The 25648-nt window shown below is 65.2% G+C and carries 22 protein-coding genes and 1 tRNA gene; 6 read left to right on the forward strand and 17 right to left on the reverse strand.

Translation table 11 applies throughout. The annotated features are described in order from the left end of the window. Positions 1-188: 188 nt before the first annotated feature. Positions 189-265: transfer RNA gene (locus A3A5_RS0103695), tRNA-Pro, on the forward strand. A 173-nt stretch (positions 266-438) separates the two neighbouring features. Here A3A5_RS0103695 and A3A5_RS0103700 read toward each other — a convergent pair. Further along, complete coding sequence (locus A3A5_RS0103700; protein WP_018309292.1) at positions 439-705, reverse strand: hypothetical protein; 267 nt, start codon at positions 703-705, stop codon at positions 439-441. A 123-nt stretch (positions 706-828) separates the two neighbouring features. After that, positions 829-1347: a hypothetical protein gene (locus A3A5_RS0103705; RefSeq protein WP_018309293.1), complete on the reverse strand. Its 519-nt coding sequence runs from the start codon at positions 1345-1347 to the stop codon at positions 829-831. Positions 1348-1960: 613 nt separating this feature from the next. Between A3A5_RS0103705 and infA the strand changes: the two genes are divergently transcribed. The 3 genes from infA (at position 1961) to A3A5_RS0103725 (ending at position 4091) form a co-directional block, all read left to right on the forward strand. Next, on the forward strand, positions 1961-2182 hold the full coding sequence (gene infA, locus A3A5_RS0103715; RefSeq protein ID WP_008641674.1) for a translation initiation factor IF-1: 222 nt from the start codon (positions 1961-1963) through the stop codon (positions 2180-2182). A gap of 245 nt (positions 2183-2427) precedes the next feature. After that, positions 2428-2904, forward strand: coding sequence for a histidine phosphatase family protein (locus A3A5_RS0103720; protein ID WP_018309295.1), 477 nt, complete (start codon positions 2428-2430; stop codon positions 2902-2904). A 344-nt stretch (positions 2905-3248) separates the two neighbouring features. Continuing rightward, complete coding sequence (locus tag A3A5_RS0103725; protein WP_026200423.1) at positions 3249-4091, forward strand: GNAT family N-acetyltransferase; 843 nt, start codon at positions 3249-3251, stop codon at positions 4089-4091. 57 nt (positions 4092-4148) lie between these two features. Here the strand turns inward: A3A5_RS0103725 and ppx are convergent, their stop codons facing one another. After that, the gene (gene ppx / locus A3A5_RS0103730) at positions 4149-5681 is read right to left on the reverse strand and encodes an exopolyphosphatase (protein ID WP_018309297.1); all 1533 of its coding nucleotides are present in this window, start codon (positions 5679-5681) and stop codon (positions 4149-4151) included. Between the two features lie 154 nt (positions 5682-5835). On the opposite strand from ppx, the gene ppk1 reads away from it, so the two are divergent. After that, entirely contained in the window at positions 5836-7962 is a 2127-nt protein-coding gene (gene ppk1 / locus A3A5_RS0103735) for a polyphosphate kinase 1 (RefSeq protein ID WP_018309298.1), read from the forward strand. Between the two features lie 54 nt (positions 7963-8016). Here the strand turns inward: ppk1 and phoR are convergent, their stop codons facing one another. The 11 genes from phoR to A3A5_RS0103790 form a co-directional block, all read right to left on the reverse strand. Then, positions 8017-9396 carry a phosphate regulon sensor histidine kinase PhoR gene (phoR, locus tag A3A5_RS0103740; protein WP_018309299.1) on the reverse strand — a complete coding sequence of 460 codons (1380 nt, stop codon included), beginning with the start codon at positions 9394-9396 and terminating at the stop codon, positions 8017-8019. A gap of 135 nt (positions 9397-9531) precedes the next feature. Continuing rightward, positions 9532-10239, reverse strand: coding sequence for a phosphate regulon transcriptional regulator PhoB (phoB, locus tag A3A5_RS0103745; protein ID WP_018309300.1), 708 nt, complete (start codon positions 10237-10239; stop codon positions 9532-9534). 28 nt (positions 10240-10267) lie between these two features. After that, the gene (gene phoU / locus A3A5_RS0103750; protein ID WP_018309301.1) at positions 10268-10972 is read right to left on the reverse strand and encodes a phosphate signaling complex protein PhoU; all 705 of its coding nucleotides are present in this window, start codon (positions 10970-10972) and stop codon (positions 10268-10270) included. A 55-nt stretch (positions 10973-11027) separates the two neighbouring features. Beyond that, positions 11028-11816 carry a phosphate ABC transporter ATP-binding protein PstB gene (gene pstB / locus A3A5_RS0103755; protein ID WP_013957282.1) on the reverse strand — a complete coding sequence of 263 codons (789 nt, stop codon included), beginning with the start codon at positions 11814-11816 and terminating at the stop codon, positions 11028-11030. 52 nt (positions 11817-11868) lie between these two features. Beyond that, complete coding sequence (gene pstA / locus A3A5_RS0103760) at positions 11869-12768, reverse strand: phosphate ABC transporter permease PstA (protein ID WP_018309302.1); 900 nt, start codon at positions 12766-12768, stop codon at positions 11869-11871. After that, on the reverse strand, positions 12765-13733 hold the full coding sequence (gene pstC, locus A3A5_RS0103765) for a phosphate ABC transporter permease PstC (RefSeq protein ID WP_026200425.1): 969 nt from the start codon (positions 13731-13733) through the stop codon (positions 12765-12767). Before pstC ends, pstA begins: the two co-directional genes overlap by 4 nt. A gap of 118 nt (positions 13734-13851) precedes the next feature. Then, positions 13852-14883: a phosphate ABC transporter substrate-binding protein PstS gene (pstS, locus tag A3A5_RS0103770; protein ID WP_018309304.1), complete on the reverse strand. Its 1032-nt coding sequence runs from the start codon at positions 14881-14883 to the stop codon at positions 13852-13854. A 232-nt stretch (positions 14884-15115) separates the two neighbouring features. Beyond that, positions 15116-16459 (reverse strand): phosphoglucosamine mutase, encoded by a 1344-nt coding sequence (glmM, locus tag A3A5_RS0103775; RefSeq protein WP_018309305.1) that lies wholly within the window; start codon positions 16457-16459, stop codon positions 15116-15118. 58 nt (positions 16460-16517) lie between these two features. Beyond that, a complete protein-coding gene (gene folP / locus A3A5_RS0103780; protein ID WP_018309306.1) occupies positions 16518-17384 on the reverse strand; it encodes a dihydropteroate synthase in 867 nt (288 codons plus the stop codon). 131 nt (positions 17385-17515) lie between these two features. Continuing rightward, a complete protein-coding gene (gene ftsH, locus A3A5_RS0103785; protein ID WP_018309307.1) occupies positions 17516-19399 on the reverse strand; it encodes an ATP-dependent zinc metalloprotease FtsH in 1884 nt (627 codons plus the stop codon). Between the two features lie 153 nt (positions 19400-19552). Continuing rightward, the gene (locus tag A3A5_RS0103790; protein ID WP_010814316.1) at positions 19553-20218 is read right to left on the reverse strand and encodes an RlmE family RNA methyltransferase; all 666 of its coding nucleotides are present in this window, start codon (positions 20216-20218) and stop codon (positions 19553-19555) included. A gap of 299 nt (positions 20219-20517) precedes the next feature. On the opposite strand from A3A5_RS0103790, the gene A3A5_RS0103795 reads away from it, so the two are divergent. Further along, complete coding sequence (locus tag A3A5_RS0103795) at positions 20518-21021, forward strand: YhbY family RNA-binding protein (protein WP_026200426.1); 504 nt, start codon at positions 20518-20520, stop codon at positions 21019-21021. Between the two features lie 85 nt (positions 21022-21106). Here the strand turns inward: A3A5_RS0103795 and A3A5_RS0103800 are convergent, their stop codons facing one another. The 3 genes from A3A5_RS0103800 to carB form a co-directional block, all read right to left on the reverse strand. Continuing rightward, positions 21107-21610, reverse strand: a complete 504-nt coding sequence (locus A3A5_RS0103800) for a DUF4149 domain-containing protein (protein ID WP_018309309.1) — start codon at positions 21608-21610, stop codon at positions 21107-21109. A 54-nt stretch (positions 21611-21664) separates the two neighbouring features. Continuing rightward, positions 21665-22141 carry a transcription elongation factor GreA gene (gene greA, locus A3A5_RS0103805; RefSeq protein WP_018309310.1) on the reverse strand — a complete coding sequence of 159 codons (477 nt, stop codon included), beginning with the start codon at positions 22139-22141 and terminating at the stop codon, positions 21665-21667. Positions 22142-22389: 248 nt separating this feature from the next. Next, the gene (gene carB / locus A3A5_RS0103810) at positions 22390-25638 is read right to left on the reverse strand and encodes a carbamoyl-phosphate synthase large subunit (protein ID WP_018309311.1); all 3249 of its coding nucleotides are present in this window, start codon (positions 25636-25638) and stop codon (positions 22390-22392) included. Positions 25639-25648 lie beyond the last annotated feature (10 nt).

The following is a 25648-nucleotide window of genomic DNA, read 5'->3' on the forward strand; positions in this document are numbered from 1 at the left end:
CCGGGCGTTCCCAAAAGCACGCCGGTCGGACTGGTGCGGTGTGCGGATTATCCCAGCGCGCAAACCCAAGTCAAGCCAAAGCGCCCCCGCCAGAAGGGGGAGCAGGACAGCAAGGTTGAGTGCGCCAGAGCGGGCATCATCACATTAGATTGACCGCAGGCACGGAGCCCGGCTACAATCGCGGGCTTCGGAGCGTAGCGCAGCCTGGTAGCGCATCTGATTTGGGATCAGAGGGTCGTAGGTTCGAATCCTATCGCTCCGACCAGAAATACTCAATGGAAACAACGGCTTGGATCGAAAGATCCAAGCCGTTTTTCTTTTGTGCCAACCGGCTTCCAATAGCCGGACAGATCGCCGCCAAGCGGTGCGCTGCGCTATGCGGCGCCGGGCGCCCATACAATAGTCCCGCCAGCGCTGCTGGCCTGGCAAGATCCGTTCTCACCACCGCAGCAAGTCCGGCCAGATCAGCGCGCCCGCGAACAGCATCAGCATCACCGCGACAATGACCCATGGGCGTGGCCTGGTCGGCTGCACCCAAGTGCCGTCAACGATGGCGCGGATGGTATCGACGTCAAAGTGCCGCCCGCGCAGCATCTCCGCCAACCCGTGCGTGCCGGTGGCAGCTTCGCTGATCGGCACGGTGGGCTCCTGCGGACCGTAATAGTCAGTGATCTCCCGCAACAGCGTGCCAGCCCGCGGCGCCACTTTTCGTTCTCCTCTAGGTTAGTGCGAGCGCGTTAAAAGTCATATCAACCGGATGGGCTAACTGAATGCGCCAGCCGGGAGGATGCCGGCTGCCAACGGTCCTCCCTCATCCCGCCTCCTGGTTCAGGCAGGCTGCTGTTCCGTATCGCTACGCCGCCGCTCGAGATTGCAGTAGACGTCCGCCGCCACCAGCCCGAAGAGCGCATGGGCAAACAGGCTTTCCCAGCCGCGGGCCTCGTCGAACCAGTTGAAATAGGTTCCCAGCAGATAGAAATTGACCAGGTAGACCACCACGCCAAACACGATCCCGACCACGGAGGCCAGCCACAGGCTGGAATCGAAGCGGAATGACGACAGGATCATCGCCAGCACCGCCGCCAGGACGATCGACAGCGCGAAGTGCACCGTCCCCGCCGAAAGCACGACGGTCCAGTTGAAGGCATCAGCAGACAGGGCTTCCCGCCCGAGGATGATGGCCGCGACCATCTTCACGGTGCCCCAGGCGCCCTGGTATAGCAGGAAGCGCGCCGTCAGCAGTTCCAGCACCATGTAGACCGCGCCGGCAATCAGCCCCGCTACCACGGCGGCCCGCCAGTCCGGCCGGCAGCGAACGTAGCGGTGCGATTCCAGATGGAGTTCCATGGCAGTCTCCTTGCGAGATCCGGCCTGGCAAGGCCGTACGAGTTAGTTCTAGCTCATATGGGGCAAATACCAAGCCGGCCAGACCACGATTTGCGCCTCTTAAAGCACTTAAATTGCCGACTTGCCTGGCGCGGTGCTACCGTCGCGGCCGGCCATCCGACGCAACGTGCCGGCCATGTTGCAACTGCGTACGTGATACAATGTCAAAGTAGCCCCCGGGGTGTCCGTGCATCCCTGTAACCGGGCGTTCTCACCAGCACGCTCTCGCGAGCGAACAGCAGCCGCCGGCGCGGGCCTTCCGCGACGACACCAAACTGGCGAACCACCGGGTACAACCTGCCCGCCTGCTCCGCAAAGCACACGGCCTCCCCGGCCGTCAGCGGCCAGGCCGTCGCCCAAGCCATCCGCGCCCGTTGGGCAGCGATACCGCTGACAGGACCGAGCATCAGGCGCCGCGCGCCGCAGTCCGCGTGAGCTTGCCCCGAACAACCCAAGGCACGTTTCACCGCAATCGGCGAAACGTGCCGCGGTTCCGCGCCGTGCCGGGCGAACCGAACAGGATTTTTGAATCGCAACCATGCAGCCTTCACGGGCTGCCGGAAAGGAAGACAGATTGGCTAAGGAAGAACTCATTGAATTTGGCGGCGTGGTGTCGGAAGCCCTGCCTGACAACCGCTATCGTGTCACGCTGGAAAACGGCGTCGAAATCTGGGCATACGCTTCGGGCAAGATGCAGAAGCACCGCATCCGCATCCTGGCCGGCGACCGTGTCACCCTGGAAATGTCGCCCTATGACCTGACCAAGGGACGCATCAACTTCCGCCACAAGTCCTGAGTTTCTGCACGGCCCCGGCGATACCGCATTCGCGACTGTCGCCCGCGCCGCGGCCGTTGTGCGCCGACGCGCTGTCACGCCGCTGACACCGCGCCCGGACACACTTGCGGGCTGCCCGACAGGCAGCCCGCTTCCGTTTACGCGTCGCGTGCAGCCTGGCCTGCGCCACCGGCGCGGGCCAGTTGGCGCTTGCGCCGCCCGGGCCGCTTCACCATACTCGAAGCACGCTCATTGCCCCGCCCGACATGAACCTGATCCTGTGGCGCCACGCCGAAGCCGAAGACCTCCCCGACGCGCTCAGCCTGAGCCGCAATGCCGACCTGCAGCGCCCGCTGACACGCCGCGGCCGCAAGCAGGCGGAGGTATCCGCCAAATGGCTGCGCGCGCATCTGCCGGCCGACACCCGCGTGCTGTGCAGCCCCGCGCTGCGCACCCGCGAAACGGCGGCCGCGCTGACTGCCGAGGCGAAGATCGTTGACGCCCTTGCGCCCGGCGCCGACGTCAGCGCGGTGCTTGCCGCCGTCGAGTGGCCGGAACGCCCCGAGCACGTGGTGGTGGTCGGGCACCAGCCCTGGATCGGCCGCGTCGCCAGCCTGCTGCTGGCCGGCTCGGAGATGAACTGGAGCGTGCGCAAGAGCGGCATCTGGTGGCTGACCGGCCGCACCCGCGAAAGCGAGGCGCAGACCGTGCTGCGCGCCGTCATCAACCCCGAATTCCTCTGAGCCCTGCCTCCGGCATGCCAGGTGCCGCCTGACGGCACCTGGCCCATCCTGCCCCGTCAAAATCAGACATAGCTGATGGCGGGCGGAATCTCCCGTTACTAGAGTGGCCTTGGCGCCTCTTTCGGTGCCGACAACAGGTGTCACGGAGATTCCCCATGAATGGTCCGTCCGATCGTCATATTGCTGACGAGGATCGCAACTCAGACCCTGACCCGCCGCCCGAAACCGCCCGACCGTCCGACTTAGCACGGGACGTCACGGAACCGTCATCCACGGGTCACGGCGCTGTCACCCGCCCTCACTACATTGCATCGCAACAGTTTCGTCACCAAAAGGACATACTGATGCGAGATCTGCCGACGCCCACCCAACCGCTTTTCGACGCTCTGCCCAATGGCCTTGGCGGCCAGACGGCGCGGAGGCGTCTTCATCGCCAATCAGATACACCGGCACATGAGTCGCCTGTTCTCAGCGTGGCGTGGGCGCGCCACCAGGACGAAGTAGTCGAAGCCCAGCGCCTGCGCTACAAGGTCTTTGCCGAGGAAATGGGCGCGCGCCTGACCTCTTCGGTGCCGGAGCTGGACATCGACATGTTCGATGCCTACTGCGACCACCTGATCGTGCGCGACATGGCCACGCTGCGCGTGGTGGGCACCTACCGCGTGCTGCCGCCGCACCAGGCCAAGCGCCTGGGCTGCCTGTACGCGGAATCGGAATTCGACCTGGTGCGGCTGGCCCACCTGCGCCCCAAGATGCTGGAACTGGGCCGCTCCTGCGTGCACCGCGACTATCGTTCGGGCAGCGTCATCATGGCGCTGTGGGGCGGCCTGGGCGAGTACCTGCAGCGCTGGGGCATCGAATCGATGCTGGGCTGCGCCAGCGTGCCGATGAGCGACGGCGGCCACTACGCGGCCAGCCTGCACCGGCTGTTCAGCGAGCGCTCGCTGGCGCCGATCGAATACCACGCCTTCCCGCGCGTGCCGCTGCCGGTCGAGGACCTGAACCAGCAGCTGGACGTCGAGCCGCCCGCGCTGATCAAGGGCTACCTGCGCCTGGGCGCAAAAATCTGTGGCCAGCCGGCCTGGGATCCGGACTTCAACGTGGCGGACTTCCTGACGCTGCTGCGCGTGAACGACATGAACCCGCGCTACGCCCGCCACTTCCTGGGCCTGAACAACGCCGCCTGAGCGGCGCCGGGCGCCGGTCAGCGGCCGCCGCCCTGGCGGCCGCCCTCCTCTCTGCGCTCAGTCGTAGATGACCTTGTAGCGCTTGCCAATCCGCTGCCATTCGTCAGCCTCCTGCGCCAGGCTGTATTCGATCAGCGGATTGGCCTCGATCCACGCCTGCGGCAGGCGCACGGTGAAGCCTTCGTCCAGTGCTTCGGCCAGCTGGCTCACGCGGATATCGGGCAAGGCCACGTCCGAGCGGCGCCGGCACAGCACAAAGGCCAGGCGCAGGCTGAACAGCATGCGCCAGTCGACGAACCTGCCGCTGCCCGACAGCTTGCCGAGCTTGCCCGCATGGCCCAGCAACAGCGTCGCCAGCCGCGCCTGGTCGGTCTTGGAAAAGCCCGGCATGTCGGCATGGGTGGCAATATAGGCCGAATGCTTGTGGTAGCCGCTGTGCGAGATCGACATGCCGATCTCATGCAGGCTGGCGGCCCAGCCCAGCAGCGCCAGGTTGTCCTCGCGCCGTTCATTGGCCGGCTCCGGGAACTGTGACAACAGCGTCTGCGCGGCGCGGCGCACGCGGCTGGACTGGGCCCGGTCCACGCCGTAGCGGCGCATGAACTGGTCCACCGTGACGGTGCGCATGTCCTCATGGTGGCTGCGTCCGAGCAGGTCGTACAGCACGCCCAGGCGCAGCGCGCCGTCGGTGACATCCATGCGTTCGATATCGAGTTCGGCAAACACGCCCAGCATGATCGACAAGCCGCCCGGCAGCACCGGGATGCGGTCCGCCTTGAGGCCGGTCAGCTTGACGCGGTTGGTGTTCTCGGCCTTGATCAGCGCGCGCTTGAGGCGCTCCAGCCCTTCGCGCGTGATACCGTGCTCGGCGGTGCTGTCGTTCATGCCATTGAGTTCGATCAGCTCGGCCAGCGCGCGCGCCGTGCCCGACGAGCCGACCGCCTGCTCCCAGCCCGCGGCACGGTACTGGCGCACCAGCACCTGGATCTCGCGGCGCGCGGCCAGCTCGGCCTGCTTCATCGCGTATTCATCGACGTTGCCGCTGGGGAAGAACTGGCGGCTGTGCGATACGCAGCCGATATACAGGCTTTCCATCAGCTTGGACTGGTAGCCATTGCCGATGATGAACTCGGTCGAGCCGCCGCCGATATCGACCACCAGGCGATTGCCCTGGCAGGCCGGGGCGTCGTGCGAGGCCCCGAGGTAGATCAGCCGCGCTTCCTCGCGCCCGGCGATCACTTCGATCGGGAAACCCAGCGCGCTTTCGGCCTCGATCAGGAACTCGGACGCGTTCTTGGCCACGCGCAATGTATTGGTAGCGACGGCGCGCACCTGATTGGGCGCGAACTCGCGCAGCCGGTCCCCGAAGCGCCGCAGCGCATCGATGCCGCGGCGCCGCGCGGGCTGGTCCAGGTATTTGTCGGGCGTCAGGCCGGCGGCCAGCCGGACCGGCTCGCGCAGCGCGTCGACCTGGAAGATCTGGCTGGCCGGGCCATTGGCCGTGGGGGTCTCATCCACCCGCCCGATCATCAGGCGGAAGCTGTTCGAACCCATGTCGACGGCAGCCAGCAGGCGTGGGGTGTTGTTCATCGTGTGCTAGAAGGGCTGGTTCGCGTTGGCGTTGCGTGGCGCGGCAGGTGCATTCTGGTGCCTTGGCCTGCCGGCGTTCGCGCCCGGGAAAAATATGTCCTTGTCATGTCTGCATCATGACAAAATCAAACTGTCATAAAAATGACACGCTTTTATGGAAAAGTCGCCACATTACCAAAAGAAGGTCATGCTCATGTCGACGACTCCGTCCAGTACGCTGCTCAACCGCGAACTGGGCATCCTGGAATTCAATGCCCGCGTGCTGGCGCAAGCGGCGGACCCGAAAGTCCCGCTGCTGGAGCGGCTGAAATTCATCTGCATCGTGTCCAGCAACCTGGACGAGTTCTTTGAAATCCGCATGGCGGGCCTGAAGGAACAGATGCGCGACAACGCTTCGGGCCTGACGCCGGACGGCCTGTCATTCCAGCAGACCTACCAGCTTGTCACCGAGCGCACGCAACGGCTTGTGGCTTCGCAGTATGACATGCTGCAGAACACCATTTTTCCACTACTTGAAAAAGAGGGGGTCTTTTTCCACCTGACCACCACCTGGACCGACGCCCAGCGCGAATGGGCGCGCGAATTCTTCCAGCGCGAGCTGGGGCCGGTGCTGACGCCGATCGCACTGGATCCCGCCCACCCCTTTCCCCGCGTGCTCAACAAGAGCCTGAACTTCGTGGTGGAATTATCCGGCAAGGACGCCTTCGGCCGCGAGGCCGACCTGGCCATCGTGCAGGCGCCGCGCGCGCTGCCGCGCGTGGTGAAAATGCCGGAGAAGCTGTCGGGCTACCCGTACGGCTTCGTGATGCTGTCGTCCTTCATGCAGGGCTTCGTGCATGAGCTGTTCCCGGCCATTGCCGTGCACGGCTGCTACCAGTTCCGCGTCACGCGCAACTCCGACCTGTTCGTCTCGGAAGACGAGATCACCGACCTGCGCGAGGCGCTGCAGGGTGAGTTGCCCACGCGCCATTTCGGCGACACGGTGCGCCTGGAAGTCTCGTCGGATACGCCGGCACCGCTGGCGCGCCGGCTGCTGCTGGAATCGGGCCTTGCCGAGCAGGACCTGTACCGCGTTTCCGGCCCGGTGAACCTGGTGCGGCTGATGCAGATCCCCGACATGGTGGACCGGCCCGCGCTAAAGTTTCCGCCATATGTGCCCGCCCCGGTCAAGGCCTTCTCCGCCGGCACGTCGATGTTCGACGTGATGCGCCAGCAGGACGTGCTGCTGCACCACCCGTACGAGAGCTTCAGTTCCGTGCTCGACCTGCTGCAACTGGCCGCGGCCGACCCCAACGTGGTCGCGATCAAGCAGACAGTCTATCGCACCGGCAATGAGTCGCTGGTCATGGAAGCGCTGATGACCGCCGCGCGCAACGGCAAGGAAGTGACGGTGGTGGTGGAGCTGCTGGCGCGCTTTGACGAGGAAACCAACATCAACTGGGCCGAGCGCCTGGAATCCGCGGGCGCACACGTGATCTACGGCGTGGTCGGCCACAAGTGCCACGCCAAGATGCTGCTGATCGTGCGGCGCGAGCCCACCGGCCCCAAGGCCAAGCAGGTCAAGCTGCGGCGCTACGCCCACCTCGGCACCGGCAACTACCATCCGCGCACCGCCCGCCTCTACACCGACTTCGGCCTGCTCACGGCCAACGAGGAGATCTGCGAAGACGTGCACCACGTGTTCCAGCTGCTGACCGGCACCGCCGGCACCATCCGGCTGAACCACCTGTGGCAGTCGCCCTTCACCATGCAGAGCAACCTGGTCGACCATATCCGCGCCGAAGCCCGCAACGCGCGCGCCGGCAAGCCCGCGCGCATCATCGCCAAGATGAACGCGCTGCTGGAGCCATCGATCATCGACGAGCTGTACAAGGCTTCGCGCGCGGGGGTGAAGATCGACCTGATCGTGCGCGGCGTGTGCGCGCTGATGCCGGGCGTGCCGGGCATGTCCGAGAACATCTCGGTGCGCTCGATCATCGGCCGCTTCCTGGAACACCACCGGGTCTACTACTTCCACGCCGGCGGCGAAGAGGTGCTGTACCTGTCCAGCGCCGACTGGATGGACCGCAACCTGTTCCGCCGCGTGGAAGTCGCCTTCCCGGTGCTGGACAAGGCGCTGAAGGCCCGCGTCATCAAGGAGAGCCTGCAGGTGCACCTGCGCGACAACGGCTCGGCGTGGATCATGCAGCCGGACGGGAACTATGTGCGCAGGCAGACACGTTCCAAGCATCCGCATGTGAGCCAGAACGATATGCTGGTGATGTTCGGCGGCACGCCCTGAGCGTGCCACGCAGGCAAGCAAAAACCCCGCCGCAGCGGGGTTTTTGCTTGTGGGTCAGGCTGCGCGCCGCGACGTGTGGGGCGCCTGCGGCGGCTCGGTCGGGCTGCCTGGCGCTGGCGTATTTGCGCCTTCCCCGGCCGAGCGCAGGCTGCGCTCGAGCGGGAAAACCACGCGGAACGTGCTCCCCCGGCCCTCTTCGCTGGTCACGCGCAGCTCCGCATGGTGGCGCGACAGGACGTGCTTGACGATGGCCAACCCCAGCCCGGTGCCGCCGGTGTCGCGAGAGCGGCTGCGGTCGACACGGTAGAAGCGCTCGGTCAGCCGGGGAATATGCTCGGGCGCGATGCCCAGGCCGGTATCGGCCACCGAGAACACCGCGTGGCCGTCTTCCCAGGCCAGCCGCATGGTGATGCGGCCGCCGTCCGGGGTGTAGCGCACGGCGTTCGACACCAGGTTGCCCAGGGCCGACAGCAGCTCGGTCTCGGCGCCGCGCATGCCCACGGTCGGGTCGATCTCGGCGGCTACCTGGTGCCGGCCCTGCGACAGCGCCTCGGCGTCGTGCGTCAGGTGCGCCACCATTGCGCGGATCGGCACGACGTCATTGCCGGGGGGCTGCGCATCGCTTTCCAGCTTGGCCAGCGCCAGCAGGTCTTCGACGATGCTCTGCATGCGCACCGACTGCGCCAGCATCATGTCGATGTAGCGGCGCCGGTCGTCCTCCGATACCGGCAGGTCGCGCACGGTCTCCAGGAAGCCGGTCAGCACCGTCAGCGGCGTCTTCAGTTCGTGCGACACGTTGGCAACGAAGTCGCGCCGCATCGCCTCGGTGTTTTCGAGCTTGGTGATGTCCTGCGTAATCACCAGCTTGCGGTGGTCGCCATAGGGCAGGATCTGCACCGCGATCACGCTGTGCTTGTGTTCGCCCATGTCGCGCATTACCAGCGGATCGTCGAATCGCTGCCGAGTCAGATAGTGGACGAACTCGGGGCGGCGGATCAGGTGGGTGATGCGCTGGCGCACATCGCGGCGCGCGTTCAGGCCGAAATGCTGCTCAGCCACGTCGTTGCACCATTCGATCTGGTCGGCGTCGTCCAGCATCAGCACGCCGTTGGGCGAAGCCTGGATGGCCTGGATAAAGCGCGTATGCTGCTGCTCGACCTGCAGCACCTGGGTGCGCCAGCGCTTGACCAGCCGGTGCAGCCGGTAATACACCTCGCCCCAAAGTCCGAGTGCACTGGGAATCTCGCCGTAGACCGGCGCATCCAGCACCTTCCACAGGCGATTGATCTGGTACAGGTAGTAGAACAGCAGCCCGAGCAGCGATACGCATGCCAGCGCCAGCGCCGGCACCGGGCCCACGGCCAGGTAAACACCGGCGGACAGCACCAGCAGGCTGATCAGGATGGCCACGGAACGGGCCCAGATGACATTCATGCGCAGGGTTCAGGCTCGCAGCCACGGAAGGCTGCAGGGTTGCGACGGAGTGTGCCACGAATTCGCCGTGCCCTGCCAGCAGCGTGGGCGATGCCGGCAGGGCGGTACGTCAGCCGCCCTGCCGTGCCCGGCGCGTCAGGCGCCGGGCGTGCGCGCCAGGCGGTAACCGCTGCCGCGCACGGTTTCGATCATATTGCTGTACCCGCCGGGGGTGAGCGCCGCGCGCAGGCGCTTGATATGAACGTCGACGGTGCGCTCCTCGACAAAGACATGGTCGCCCCAGACCTGGTCGAGCAGTTGCGAGCGGCTGTGCACGCGTTCCGGATGCGTCATCAGGAAGTGCAACAGCCGAAACTCGGTCGGACCCAGGTCCAGCTTGATCGCGCCGCTGTCGTCCTGGCCGGTGACGCGGTGCGTGGCCGGGTCCAGGCGCAGGCCGTTGATGGCCACGACGTCATCGGTCAGCTGCGGCGCGCGGCGGCGCAGCACGGCCTTGATCCGCGCCAGCAGCTCCTTGGGTGAGAACGGCTTGGTGACGTAGTCGTCGGCGCCGGCCTCAAGCCCCATCACCTTGTCCTGCTCCTCGCCGCGGGCGGTCAGCATGATGATCGGGATCTGGCGGGTGCGGTCGTTGGCCCGCAACTCCTTGGCGAAGTTCGCGCCCGACTTGCCCGGGAGCATCCAGTCAAGCAGCACCAGGTCGGGCAGCACGTCGCTCATCAGCGACAGCGCCTGCTCGGCGTTGTAGGCCCGGATCGGATAGTGCCCCGCGTGCTGCAGGTTCACGGCGATCAGTTCGGCGATCGCCGGTTCGTCTTCGACAACGAGAATACTGCTTGGCATGTGTTTTGTTCTCCGTGGGCGGCTGAGTTCAGCTCAGCGCTTCGCGCTCCATGTCCTCGCGCGAGACATGGCGGACGTCCGTCCCCTTGACAATGTAAATGATAAACTCCGCGATGTTCTTGGCGTGATCGCCGATGCGCTCCACCGCCTTGGCGATGAACAGGAAATCCAGCGCGACCGAGATCGTACGCGGGTCTTCCATCATGTACGTGATCAGCTTGCGCACGAAGCCGCGGAATTCCTCGTCGATGGCCTTGTCGTCCTTGACGATGCGCGCCGCCGCCACGGTGTCCAGGCGCGCAAAGGCGTCCAGCGCCTGGCGCAGCAGCGAGATCGCCATCTCGCCCGAGAGCTTGACCTCGGCGTAGTTGATGCTGTGCGCCGACGCGTCTTCCATGATGTGCTTGGTGCGCTTGGCGATCTTCTCGGCTTCGTCGCCGGCGCGCTCCAGGTTGGTAATGGTCTTGGAGATGGCCATCACCAGGCGCAGGTCGCGCGCGGTCGGCTGGCGCCGGGCAATGATGTTGCCGCAGTCGGCATCGATCTCGACTTCCAGCGCGTTGAGCTGGATCTCCCGGGCGATGACCTGGTCGGCGGTCTCGCCGTCGAAGTCGGCCAGCGCGCGCATGGCGAGCTCGATCTGCGACTCGACCAGGCCGCCCATCTGCAGCAGCTTGGTGTTGATCGCGTTGAGGTCTGCGTCGAACTGGGTCGACAGGTGCTTGTCTGGCATGGGATTCTCCTGGCCGCTCTTTGTATGCTACGCCTTGCGGTGACAATCGGCCGAATCAACCGAAGCGGCCGGTAATGTAGTCTTCCGTTTCCTTGCGGTGCGGCTTGATGAAGATCTTCTCGGTTTCGCCGAACTCGATCAGTTCGCCCAGGTACATGTAGGCGGTGTAGTCCGAGCAGCGCGCCGCCTGCTGCATGTTGTGGGTGACGATCACGACCGTGTACTCGTCCTTCAGTTCCGCGATCAGCTCTTCGATGCGGCCGGTGGAGATCGGGTCCAGCGCCGAGCACGGCTCGTCCAGCAGCAGCACTTCCGGGCGGATGGCAATGCCGCGTGCGATGCACAGGCGCTGCTGCTGGCCGCCGGACAGGCCGTAGCCGGACTGGTGCAGCTTGTCCTTAGCTTCGTTCCACAGCGCCGCCTTGGTCAGCGCCCATTCCACGCGGTCGTCCATCTCCGAGCGCGACAGCTTCTCGAACAGGCGCACGCCGAACGCGATGTTGTCGTAGATCGACATCGGGAACGGCGTCGGCTTCTGGAACACCATGCCGACCTTGGCGCGCAGGAGCGCGATGTCCTGGCGGGCGGTCAGCAGGTTTTCGCCGTCCATGTTGATCTCACCCTCGGCGCGCTGTTCGGGATACAGCGCATACATCTTGTTGAAGGTGCGCAGCAGCGTCGACTTGCCACAGCCCGACGGTCCGATGAAGGCCGTGACCTTGCGGTCTGGGATCGACATGTTGATGTCTTTCAGCGCATGAAACTGGCTGTAGTAGAAGTTCAGGTTGCGCACGTCGATCTTGGCGCGTACCGAATCGGGAATGTCGATGACGGTGGAGGTCATTGCGTTTCTCGCTTGCAGTCTTTGGGGCGGGACGGACTACCGGCCGCGCCGCTTATTTCTTGAACAGGATGCGCGCCAGGATATTCAGGGCCAGCACGCCGAGCGTAATCAGGAACACACCCGCCCAGGCCAACTGCTGCCATTCAGTGAACGGGCTCATGGCAAAGCGGAATATCGTCACCGGCAGGTTGGCCATCGGCTTGTTCAGGTCGCTGGTCCAGAACTGGTTGGACAGCGCGGTGAACAGCAGCGGCGCGGTTTCGCCGGCGATACGGGCGACGGCCAGCAACACCCCGGTCACAATCCCGGCGTAGGATGACTTCACCGTGATCGACAGCACCATCTTCCACTTGGGCGTGCCGAGTGCGAAGGCAGCCTCGCGCAGCGCGTTGGGCACCAGGTTCAGCATATTCTCGGTGGTGCGCACCACGATCGGCACCTGCAGCAGCGCCAGCGCGCAGATCCCGGCCCAGCCCGAGAAGTGGCCCATGCGGGTCACCACCAGCGCGTAGACAAAGAGGCCGATCACGATCGACGGCGCCGACAGCAGGATGTCGTTGATAAAGCGGATAAAGCTGGCCAGCGGCGAGCTCTTGCCGTACTCGGCCAGGTAGATGCCGGCCAGGATGCCCAGCGGCGTGCCGAACAGCGTGGCCATGCCGACCATCACGAAGCTGCCGAAGATGGCGTTGGCCAGGCCGCCGCCGGCGGTATTCGGCGCCGGTGTCATCTGCGTGAACAAGTCCAGCGACAGGCCGCCCACGCCCAGCGTGACGGTGGTCCACAGGATCCACGCCAGCCAGAACAGGCCGAAGCCCATCGCCGCCAGCGAGGCGGTCAGTGCGTACAGGTTGGTGCGGCGGCGGCGCGCCTGCAGCCGGGTGCGGATGGCATCCGCGTCGGGGCGGACCGCCGGGATCGATACGGTAGACACGGCTTGACTCGCGCTCATTTGGTTCCCTCATTCTTTGCCAGTCGCAGCAGCAGCAGCTTGGACAGCGCCAGCACCACAAAGGTAATGAAGAACAGGATCAGGCCCAGTTCCATCAGCGCGGCGGTGTGCAGGCCGGCGCCGGCTTCGGCAAACTCGTTGGCGAGCGCCGAGGTGATGCTGTTGCCCGGCGAGAACAGCGAGGCGCTGTCCAGCAGGTTGGTGTTGCCGATCACGAAGGTCACGGCCATGGTCTCGCCCAGTGCGCGGCCTAGGCCCAGCATCACGCCGCCGATGACACCAGCGCGGGTGTAGGGCAGCACCACGTTCCACATCACTTCCCAGGTGGTGCAGCCCACGCCGTAGGCGGATTCCTTGAGCAGCACCGGGGTGACTTCAAACACGTCGCGCATCACCGATGCAATGTAGGGGATGATCATGATCGCCAGGATCACGCCCGCGCACAGCAGGCCGATGCCCAGCGGCGCGCCCTGGAACAGCTTGCCGATCACCGGCAGCTGGCCCACCGTGGCGGCCAGGGGCTTCTGGAAATACTCGCCGAAGATCGGCGCGAACACGAGCAGGCCCCACATGCCGTAGACAATCGACGGCACTGCGGCCAGCAGTTCGATGGCGGTGCCCAGCGGGCGGCGCAGCCAGGCCGGCGACAGCTCGGTCAGGAACAGCGCGATGCCGAAGCTCACCGGCACGGCGATGATCAGCGCGATCAGCGAGGTCACGATGGTGCCGTAGATGGGCACCAGCGCGCCATAGACATCGGCGGGAGGATCCCACTCCGCGGTCCACAGGAAGCGCGCGCCGAAAGTCTGGATCGACGGCCAGGCACTGATTGCGAGCGAGACGATAATGCCGCCCAGCAGCAGCAGCGTCACGATCGCGGCGCCCCGCGTCAGGCCGCCGAACAGGATGTCGCCCATGCGGCTCGGGGGCTGGACGTTGCGGATCTCGGAGGGGGTAGTCGCCATGTCGGGAATTCAGGGTGGATCGCCGCTCCCGCCTGGGCGGGAGCCCGGTGTCCGGGCCAGTTTCGGGCAGCCCGGCCACCGGCCCCGCACTCACGCAGGGCCGGCGATGCCGTCAGGATCAGTACAGCGCCTTGCCCGAGGCGTCCTTGACGCTGGTCTTCCAGGTCGAACGGATCTGGTTCACAACGTTTTCCGGCAGCGGCACGTAGTCGAGGTCGGCGGCCATGTTGGCACCGCTCTTGTAGGCCCAGTCGAAGAACTTCAGCACTTCGGCACCCTGCGCGGCCTTTTCCTGGTTCTTGTGGACCAGGATGAAGGTGGCGCCGGCGATCGGCCAGGCTTCCTTGCCCGCCTGGTTGGTCAGGATCTGGTAGTAGCTCTTGCTCCAGTCGGCACCGGCGGCGGCGGCCTTGAAGGCGTCGTCACCCGGCTTGACCACGGCACCCGAGGCGTTCTTCATGTTCAGGTGGGTCATCTTGTTCTGCTTGGCGTAGGCGTATTCGACATAGCCGATCGCGCCATTCAGGCGCTGCACGAAGGCGGCCACGCCCTCGTTGCCCTTGCCGCCGGTGCCGCCGCCCGGCCAGTTGACCGTGGTGCCTTCGCCCACCGCGCTCTTCCAGTCCGGGCTGACCTTGGACAGGTAGTTGGTGAAGATGAAGGTCGTGCCCGAACCGTCGGCGCGGCGCACCGGCAGGATGTCCTGGCTCGGCAGCTTGGCTTGCGGGTTCAGCGCCTTGATCGCGGGGTCATCCCACTTCTTGATCTTGCCCAGGTAGATGTTGGCCAGCACTTCGCCCGTGATGGTCAGTTCGCCCGGCTTCACGCCCTGCAGGTTGATCACCGGCACCACGCCGCCGATCACGGTCGGGAACTGGACCAGGCCCTGCTTGTTCAGGTCCTCGTCCTTCAGCGGCGCGTCCGAGGCACCGAAATCGACCGTCTTGGCGCCGATCTGCTTGATCCCGCCCGACGAGCCGATGGATTGATAGTTGACCTTGTTACCCGTTGCTTTTTGGTATGCGTCGGCCCACTTGGAATACACGGGCGCCGGGAAAGAAGCGCCTGCACCGGTAATTTCCGCCGCGAACGCAGTACCCGCCACCACCATCGAAACGATGCCTGCCACGGCAGTCTTGACCAGCTTCATATGTCCTCCAGAGAACATTGGTTGGGAATGACAAATTTTTGACAAGACGAACTCTATGCTCCCTCTATGACAATTCTGTGACATCTTTAAATCTTCTTGAAACCGGCCTCCAGCAAGGGATCACCGTTGCCATCAGGCTGTCATGCCGGCACAAGATGACGGCGGTTAATTGCTTTATGGGACAAAAAAAACGCCGGGGCGGGCCCGGCGTTCCTGGTCAGGGTGCGGCGTATCAGGCGCCCAAGGCATCCGCCAGCCGCCGAGCCGTGCGCTCGGCCATTTCGGCCTGCTCTGCCTCCACCATCACGCGCACCACCGGTTCGGTGCCGGAGGCACGAATCAGCACCCGGCCGCGGCCCTCCAGTTCAGGCTCGACCGCCGCGCGCGCGGCCTGCAGGCCGGCATGCGACTGCCAGTCGAAGCCCTTCTGCACGCGCACATTGATCAGCGTCTGCGGGAACAGCCTTACGCCCTCGAGCAACTGCGCCAGGGTCTTGCCGCTGCGGCGTAGCGCGGCCAGCACCTGCAACGCCGACACAATGCCGTCGCCGGTGCTGTGGCGGTCCAGGCACAGCAGGTGGCCGGAGCCCTCGCCGCCCAGCATCCAGCTGCGCTTGTTCAACTCCTCCAGCACATAGCGGTCGCCCACCTTGGCGCGCACGAATTCCACGCCCTGGCGCTTGAGCGCCAGCTCCACCGCCATATTGGTCATCAACGTGCCCACGGCACCCGGCACCGCCTGGCCGGCGGCCTGGCGGTCGCGCACGATCAGATACAGCAGTTCGTCGCCGTTGTAGAGACGGCCGTCGGCATCCACCACCTGCAAGCGGTCGGCGTCGCCGTCAAAGGCGAGGCCCAGGTCGGCGCCATGGGCCTTGACTGCCTCAATCAGCTTGCCCGGCGCGGTGGCGCCGTAGCCGTCGTTGATATTGCGGCCGTCCGGCTGGTTGCCGATCGAAATCACGTCGGCGCCCAGCTCATGGAACACGTGCGGCGCGATGTGGTAGGCCGCGCCATGGGCGCAGTCGACCACCAGCTTCAGGCCGTACAGGTCCTGCTCGTGCGGGAAGGTGCTCTTGCAGAACTCAATATAGCGGCCGGGGGCATCGTTGATGCGGCGCGCGCGGCCCAGGTCATCGGATGGCGCGCACACCATCGGCTCTTCGATGGCAGCCTCGATCTCCGCCTCGACCTCATCGGGCAGCTTGTCGCCGTCGGCCGAAAAGAACTTGATGCCGTTGTCGTAGTAGGGATTGTGGCTGGCCGAGATCACCACGCCGGCAGACAGCCGCAGCGCCCGCGTCAGGTAGGCAATGCCCGGCGTCGGCAGCGGGCCGGTCAGCAGCACGTGCACGCCGGCCGAGGTAAAGCCGGCTTCCAGCGCCGCTTCCAGCATATAGCCGGAAATGCGCGTGTCCTTGCCGATCAGCACGGTCGGCTTGCCTTGCCCGGTCTTGGCGCCGTGGGCCAGCACCTTGCCGGCCGCATGGCCCAGGCGCATCACGAAGTCCGGCGTGATCGGCGCCTCGCCGACCCTGCCCCGCACGCCATCTGTCCCGAAATACTTGCGTGTCATTCGCTGATTTCCTTTCTGTACTCTGATCGTTGTTCTGCCTGCAGTGGCCGCGGCTGGTTCAGCTCGCGCCAACGGACTCGTTGCGCACCGCCCACCAGGTCTTCACGGCATCCACCGTCTGCTCCACATCATGCACGCGCACGATAAATGCTCCGCGCTCCAGCGCACACACCGCCGCGGCAATGCTGGCCGCAACACGCTGCTGCGGCGGCCGGCCACCGAGAACCGCGCCCAGCGTGGACTTGCGCGAGATGCCCGCCAGTAGCGGCAGGCCCTCAAGTGCCAGCCGCGGCAGTTGGCCGAGCAGGCGCAGATTATGATCGGGTGTCTTGCCGAAGCCAAACCCCGGATCGAGGGATATGCGCGCATCATCGATACCGGCAGCGCGCAGCACGGCAATGCGCTCGGCAAGGAACCCGGCCACCTCGGCGACCACGTCATCGTAGTGCGGGTCTTCCTGCATGGTCTGCGGATCGCGCTGCATATGCATCACGCACAGGCCCGCCTGCCCCGCAGCCACGGCCTCGACCGCGCCCGGCATGCGGAAACCCCAGATATCGTTGATGAGATCGGCTCCGGCCGCAAGTGCGGCGCGCATGACCTCGGGCTTATAGGTATCGATCGACAGGGGCTTGCCGCAGTCGCGCAGCGCTTCCACCACCGGGATCACGCGCGCCAGCTCGTCCTCCAGCGGCAGCGCCGCCGAACCGGGCCGGCTCGATTCCCCGCCGATGTCGATGATGTCCACGCCCTCGGCGATCATCTGCCCGGCATGGCGCAGCGCCGCGTCCCGGCTGGCATGCTGGCCGCCATCGGAGAAGGAGTCGGGCGTGACGTTGAGAATGCCCATCACCAGCGGGCGCTGGTCCAGGGCAAAGCGAAAACGGCCGCACTGGAAATGCCGGGTCTGAGAAGTCTGCTGCAAGGTAGGAATGCTTGATTCAATCCGGACGCGGCGGATGCCGCGCCAAAGGAAAAGCCGGTGCACCAGGCACCGGCTTCAGGGACGGGCACTACACCGCCATCACTACGGCGTCCTCAGTGGACGAGGCAGGATCAGGCCGTGGCGGGCGCGTTGGTCGGCGCCACCGGCGAGCCGCCCGGAGGCGTGCTGCCGCCGCCGTTCTGGCCCGACGCACCGCGCGGCGGACGCGGCGGCTTGCCGGCCATGATGTCGTTGACCTGGTCGGCATCGATGGTTTCCCACTCCATCAGCGCGTTGGTCATGGCTTCGACCTTGTCGCGGTTCTCTTCGAGCAGGCGCTTGGCCAGCGCATATTGCTCGTCGATGATGCGGCGGATCTCGGCGTCGACCTTCTGCTGCGTGGCTTCCGACACGGTCTTCGACGACAGCTTGCCGAACATGCCGTCCTGCTCGGTGTCCACGTAGACCATGGCGCCCAGCGAGTCGCTCATGCCAAAGCGGGTCACCATGTCGCGGGCGAGCTTGGTGGCACGCTCGAAGTCGTTGGAAGCGCCGGTGCTCATGGCGTTGAGGAAGACCTCTTCCGCCGCGCGGCCGCCGAAGAGGATCGCGACCTCTTCCAGCATGCTGTCCTTGTACTTCGAATACTTGTCATGCTCCGGCAACTGCCAGGTCACGCCCAGCGCCCAGCCACGCGGCATGATGGTGACCTTGTGCACCGGGTCGGCCTTGGGCAGCAGCTTGGCCACCACCGCATGGCCCGACTCGTGGTAAGCCGTGGCCCGGCGCTCTTCTTCGCGCATGACCGTCGACTTGCGCTCCGGACCCATGTAGATCTTGTCCTTGGCATCCTCGAAGTCCTGCATGTCGACCACGCGCTTGCTCCGGCGGGCGGCAAACAGTGCAGCTTCATTGACCAGGTTGGCCAGATCCGCACCCGAGAAGCCCGGGGTACCGCGCGCGATGATCGAGGCGTCGACATCGTTGCCGATCGGCACCTTGCGCATATGGACCTTCAGGATCTGCTCGCGGCCGCGGATATCCGGCAGGCCCACGTAGACCTGGCGGTCGAAACGGCCCGGACGCAGCAGCGCCTTGTCCAGCACATCGGCACGGTTGGTCGCGGCGATCACGATCACGCCCGAGTTCGCCTCGAAGCCGTCCATCTCGACCAGCATCTGGTTCAGCGTCTGCTCGCGCTCGTCGTTGCCGCCGCCCATGCCGGCGCCACGATGGCGGCCGACCGCGTCGATTTCATCGATGAACACGATGCAAGGGGCCTGCTTCTTGGCGTTCTCGAACATGTCGCGCACACGGGCCGCGCCCACGCCAACGAACATTTCCACGAAGTCAGAACCCGAGATGCTGAAGAACGGCACCTTGGCCTCGCCGGCAATGGCACGTGCCAGCAGCGTCTTGCCGGTACCCGGAGGGCCAACCAGCAGCACGCCGCGCGGAATGCGCCCGCCCAGCTTCTGGAATTTCTGCGGGTCCTTCAGGAAGTCGACCAGCTCAACCACTTCTTCCTTGGACTCGTCGCAGCCGGCCACGTCCTGAAACGTGACGGCGTTTTGGTTCTCGTCGATCAGGCGCGCACGCGACTTGCCGAATGAGAAAGCGCCGCCTTTGCCGCCACCCTGCATCTGACGCATCATGTAGAACCAGAACACGATGATCAGCAGGGTCGGCCCGAGGTAATACAGGGCCTGGACCAGCACGTTGGGTTCGTCGTCCGCCTTGCCGGTCACCTGGACGCCGTACTTCATCAGGTCGCCGACCATCCAGATGTCGCCCGGCGAGATGATGGTGTACTTGGCGCCTTCCTTAGGCGAGACCACCAGGTTGCGGCCCTGCACGTCGACACGCGACACCTTGCCGTTCTTGGCGTCATCCATGAACTGCGAATAGGTGACGCTGTCCTGCGCACGGGGCTTGTCGAACTGCTTGAAGACGGTAAACAACACCAGCGCGATCACGAGCCAGATTGCCGCCTTTTGAAACAGGTTGTTATTCAAGGCCGAACTCCTTTGCAATTGCCTTGCCAACGGATAGCTGCATTGTAATGCAGCGCCCGCCCTCGGGGGGAAACAGAGAAACTATGATGCCGATAGCACCGGGTGGGGCACTTTCCACGCTTCTTTTTTCGCCCTGGCTTGTATCGAGACCGGTCAATCCACTGCCTTGAGGTAGCGCCCAAGGATAAAGGTTTCGGAAGACTTGTCGCGAGACGCCTTGGGCTTGCGTTTCGCAACCACCTTGAAATGCCGCTTGAACTTTTCCACGATCTGGCTGTAGCCGCTCCCGTGGAAGCACTTTACCAGCAATGCCCCCTCCGGCTTGAGGTGGGCCTGCGCAAATTCCAGCGCCAGGTCGCACAGGTACTCGATCCGTGCTGCATCGGCGAAGGCTACACCAGACAAATTGGGGGCCATGTCGGACAAAACAAGGTCAATCTTGTTACCGCCGGAGGCGTCCAGCACCACGCTTTCCAGTTCGCGGAAGACCGATTCCTCGCGGAAGTCACCCTGGATGAAAGTGACGTCAGCGACAGGCTCCATCGGCAGCAGGTCGATCGCCACCACGGCGCCATCGATCCTGCCGTCCTTGGCCCGGGGCGAGTCCGCCAGCTTGTTGCGGGCGTACTGGCTCCAGCTGCCGGGCGCCGCGCCCAGGTCGACGATCACCTGGCCGGGGCGGATCAGCTTGTCCTGCTCGTCGATCTCCTTGAGCTTGTAGGCCGCGCGAGCGCGATAGCCCTCGCGCTGTGCCATTTTCACGTACGGATCGTTGATGTGGTCGTGCAGCCACGAGTGATTGAACTTGTTTTTTGCCATGCCAGTTACCAGCCTGTTCCCTGCCCCCGCCCGCCGGTCAATGCCGCCCGCGAAGGTTTTCCTACTGTTTTGATGATTTTGCTGCCCGACAGTGCCGGATTGACGGATAATACGCGCCAATCCGCATCCCGACCCGCCGGCTCGCCTTATCAGCTGCCGGCTTGCCGCCCCCGGGGCGGCCGTCGGCAGCCTGTCCTTGCCCGACCCGCCGTGTCACGACCGGCGCGGGCTGCAGCGCCCGATTTCCAGCGCCTAGCGCTCTATCACTATTTCAAGCGCCTAATAATCAGCGCCAACCTATGCCCGCTCTACAACTAGTTCCCGCCCAGCGCTCTGACCTGCGCTCCCGTGCCCATGCCCTGAACCCGGTCGTGATGGTCGGCGCTGAAGGCCTGACCCGTGCCGTACTGGCCGAGATCGACCGCAGCCTGGCCGCCCACGACCTGATCAAGATCCGCGTGTTCGGCGACGATCGCGATGCGCGCATCGCCATCTACGAGGAAATCTGCGACCAGCTCAGCGCCGCGCCGATCCAGCATATCGGCAAGCTGCTGGTGGTCTGGCGTCCGGGCGAAGCGCGCCTGAAGGAAAACCAGGCCGAAGACCTGGGCCGCCACACCCCCGCCCGCCGTGGCGGCGCGGCCCCGCGCACGGTGACGGTCAAGAAGCCCAGCGCTGCGCCGAACCGCCGTCCGACCCGCAAGGAGGTTACGGTGCTTGGCAACGAGCGCGTCACCGCCGGCGGCAATGTGAAGCGTTCGCGCGCACGCCCGAGCAGCCAGAAGAAGAAGGCGCTGGGCTGAACACTGCCAGCTGAAGCATGACGGGGCGCCGCCAGGCGCCCCCTATGCCGGCACGCCACGCCTGTGGCCGTGCCGGCGGCCGGTTTCACTCCCCGGCCGAACGCGGCGCCGAAGCGCGCCACACCAGCACCAGCGCCAGCAGGCTTTGCAGCAGGTAGAAGGCGCTCGACACGCCGTGCAGCATGCCGAACTGCGCCTTGTAAGGCGATTCCGAAACGCCGACACCCAGCGCCAGCGCCTTTTCCTTCAGGCCGGCCATGAACGGCTGGGTGCCGAAGTAGCCCGCCAGCACGCAGCACAGCATGCCCAGCACCAGCCAGCGCAGGCCGCGATAGCGGTGGGCGCCGCGCCGGATCATCACGTTGCACAGCACCAGCTGCAACACGCCGATGGTGACCCCGACGATGGCCTCAGTATGGAACAGCTGCCCGGCGATCATGCCCGCCATCTCGCGGCTGGGAAGCACCGAAAACAGCGTCGGCGCCACCATATAGCCGACGGTCCAGAGACTGCCCGCCCACGCCACCGTCAGCAGCAGGAAGATGCGGTGCGGCAGCGGCGGCAGATTGTTATAGGAATTGGAGAACACGTGCCGGTCTTTCCGGGGGCCGCGCCAGGTGCAAGCCTGCCGGCCGGGCCGGCGTCAGATATAGCGTACGGTAATGACTTCGTACTCGCGCTCGCCGCCAGGGGCCAGCACGATTGCGACGTCGCCTTCGAACTTGCCGATCAGCGCACGCGCGATCGGCGAGCTGACCGAGATCTTGCCAGTATCGATGTCGGCCTCGTCATCGCCCACGATCTGGTAGCTGACCGGGCTGCCGGACTCCAGGTCTTCCAGGTCCACGGTGGCGCCAAAAACGATGCGGCCGTCGGTGTCGAGCTGGGTCGGGTCGATGATCTGCGCGGCCGACAGCTTGGCCTCCACTTCCAGGATGCGGCCTTCGATAAAGCCCTGCTTTTCCTTGGCGGCGTCGTATTCGGCGTTTTCAGACAGGTCGCCCTGTGCGCGGGCCTCCGAGATCGCATTGATCACCGCCGGACGCTCGACAGCCTTCAGGCGCTGCAGCTCCTCCTTCAGGAGCTCTGCGCCACGCTTGGTAATCGGAATGGTGCTCATGTCTACGTTCAACAAAAAAATGAGCCGCAGCGGAGCTGGAGCCATCCCTGGCAAATGCTGCCAGGGCACTTCCGCTCAACCGCGGCTTTCAGACAGGACCGAATGCAGGCACGCCGCATCGATCGACGAATTTGACGTAGTTTAGGCCAGGAAGCCCGCCGGCAGCAACTCCGGCGGGCTTCCTGGCCTTAACCGGGCGCAACGCGCCCGGCCAGCGGCGATGTGCCGCTTGCCTTACGTACGGGGCTTCAGGCCAGCGAGGCGTGCAGGCTCTGCAGGTCGTAGACCTCCAGGCTCTGCATGTGCTTCAGGCCCTCCACCGCGGCGCGGGCGCCGGCGATGGTGGTGTAGTAAGGAATGCGGTGGGCCAGCGCCGAGGTACGGATCGAGCGCGAATCGGCAATCGCGGTGCGGGTTTCGTCCACGGTGGTGAACACCAGCGCCAGTTCGCCGTTCTTGATCATGTCGACGATATGCGGACGGCCGTCCTTGACCTTGTTGACCACCTTCACCGGGATGCCGGCGGCTTCGATGGCCGAGGCGGTGCCGCGGGTGGCAACGATCGGGTAGCCCATGTCGTGCAGCATGCGGGCCACGCCAACGGCGCGCGGCTTGTCGCTGTCCTTCACGGTGATCAGCACGGTGCCCTTTTCCGGCAGGCGCGAGCCCGCGGCCAGCTGGCTCTTGAACAGCGCCTCGCCGAAGGCCTTGCCCACGCCCATCACTTCGCCGGTCGAGCGCATTTCAGGTCCGAGGACCGGATCGACGCCGGGGAACTTGTTGAACGGGAACACCGCTTCCTTGACACTGTAGTACGGCGGGACGACTTCTTCGCCAATCTCCTGCTCGTCCAGCGACTGGCCGGCCATGCAGCGCGCGGCGATCTTGGCCAGCTGCAAGCCGGTGGCCTTGGACACATACGGCACGGTACGCGAGGCGCGCGGGTTCACTTCCAGCACGTACACGGTATCAACGCCGTCGTTCTGCTGGATCGCGAACTGCACGTTCATCAGGCCGACCACGTTCAGGGCGCGGGCCATGGCGGCGGTCTGGCGCTTCAGTTCGGCCACGGTCTCGGCCGACAGCGAGTACGGCGGCAGCGAGCAGGCGGAGTCGCCCGAGTGCACGCCAGCCTGCTCGATGTGCTCCATCACGCCGCCGATGAACACGCGCTTGCCGTCGCACAGGGCGTCGACGTCGCACTCGATGGCGTCGTTCAGGAAGCGGTCCAGCAGCACCGGGGAGTCGTTCGAGACCTTGACGGCCTCGCGCATGTAGCGCTCGAGGTCGCGCGGCTCATGCACGATTTCCATGGCGCGGCCGCCCAGCACGTACGACGGGCGCACCACCAGCGGATAGCCGATCTCTTCGGCCAGGCGCAGCGCTTCGTCCTCGGCACGCGCGGTGCGGTTGGGCGGCTGGCGCAGGCCCAGCTCCTGCAGCAGCTTCTGGAAGCGCTCGCGGTCTTCGGCCGCGTCGATCATGTCGGGGCTGGTGCCGATGATGGGCACGCCGTTGGCTTCCAGGTCCAGCGCCAGCTTCAGCGGAGTCTGGCCGCCGTACTGCACGATCACGCCCACCGGCTTCTCGATGGCGACGATCTCCAGCACGTCTTCCAGCGTGACCGGCTCGAAGTACAGGCGGTCCGAGGTGTCATAGTCGGTCGACACGGTTTCCGGGTTGCAGTTGACCATGATGGTCTCGTACCCGTCTTCGCGCAGCGCCAGCGCGGCGTGCACGCAGCAGTAGTCGAACTCGATGCCCTGGCCGATCCGGTTCGGGCCACCACCCAGCACCATGATCTTCTTCTTGTCCGTCGGCTGCGCCTCGCACTCGCCATGCTCGGCCTCGTAGGTCGAGTACATGTAGGCGGTGTTGGTGGCGAACTCGGCGGCGCAGGTGTCCACGCGCTTGTAGACCGGACGCACGTTCTGGGCGATGCGCGCCTCGCGCACGGCCTTGGCATCGGTCTTCAGCAGCCTGGCCAGGCGGCGGTCCGAGAAGCCCTTCTGCTTCAGGAAACGCAGCTCGGCGGTCGACAGGCTTTCCAGCGTGCGTGACTTGACCAGGCCTTCGGTCTTGATGATGTCTTCGATCTGGGCCAGGAACCACGGGTCGATGTCGGTCTCGGCATAGACCTCTTCCAGCGACATGCCCAGGCGGAAGGCATCGCCCACGTACCAGATGCGGTCGGGGCCGGCTTCGCCGATTTCCTCGACGACTTCGTCGCGGTCCGACGACTTTTCGTCCAGGCCGTCGACGCCAACTTCCAGGCCGCGCAGGGCTTTCTGGAACGACTCCTGGAAGGTGCGGCCCATGGCCATCACCTCGCCCACCGACTTCATCTGGGTGGTCAGGTGGCTGTCGGCCTGCGGGAATTTCTCAAACGCGAAACGCGGCACCTTGGTGACCACGTAGTCGATCGACGGCTCGAACGAAGCCGGGGTCGCGCCGCCGGTAATTTCGTTCTTCAGCTCGTCCAGCGTGTAGCCCACGGCCAGCTTGGCCGCGACCTTGGCGATCGGGAAGCCGGTGGCCTTGGACGCCAGCGCCGACGAACGCGACACGCGCGGGTTCATCTCGATGACGATCATGCGACCGTCCTTCGGGTTGATCGAGAACTGCACGTTGGAGCCGCCGGTGTCGACGCCGATCTCGCGCAGCACGGCGAGCGAGGCGTTGCGCAGGATCTGGTATTCCTTGTCGGTCAGGGTCTGGGCCGGGGCCACGGTGATCGAGTCGCCGGTGTGGATGCCCATCGGGTCCAGGTTCTCGATCGAGCAGATGATGATGCAGTTGTCCTTCTTGTCGCGGACCACTTCCATCTCATACTCTTTCCAGCCCAGCAGCGATTCCTCGATCAGCAGCTCGCGCGTCGGCGACAGGTCCAGGCCGCGCTTGCAGATCTCTTCGAATTCTTCGCGGTTGTAGGCGATGCCGCCGCCGCTGCCGCCCAGCGTGAACGACGGGCGGATCACGATCGGGTAGCCGCCGGTGCCGGTTTCCTGGGCAATGCGCGACTGCACGGCCATGGCTTCGTCCATCGAGTGGGCGATGCCCGACTTGGCCGAACCCAGACCGATCTTGGTCATGGCGTCCTTGAACTTCTGGCGGTCCTCGGCCTTGTCGATGGCTTCCGGCGACGCGCCGATCAGCTCGACCTTGTACTTGTCCAGCACGCCGTGACGATGCAGGTCCAGCGCGCAGTTCAGCGCGGTCTGGCCGCCCATGGTCGGCAGGATCGCATCCGGGCGTTCCTTCTCGATGATGCGCTCGACCACTTCCCAGGTGATCGGCTCGATGTAGGTCACATCGGCCGTGGCGGGATCGGTCATGATGGTCGCCGGGTTCGAATTGACCAGGATGACCTTGAAGCCTTCCTCGCGCAGCGCCTTGCAGGCCTGGGCGCCGGAATAATCGAACTCGCACGCCTGGCCGATGATGATGGGGCCCGCGCCGATGATCAGGATGCTCTTGATGTCTGTGCGTTTTGGCATTGCACGCTCT

This window comes from Cupriavidus sp. UYPR2.512, assembly GCF_000379565.1.
Lineage (GTDB): Bacteria > Pseudomonadota > Gammaproteobacteria > Burkholderiales > Burkholderiaceae > Cupriavidus.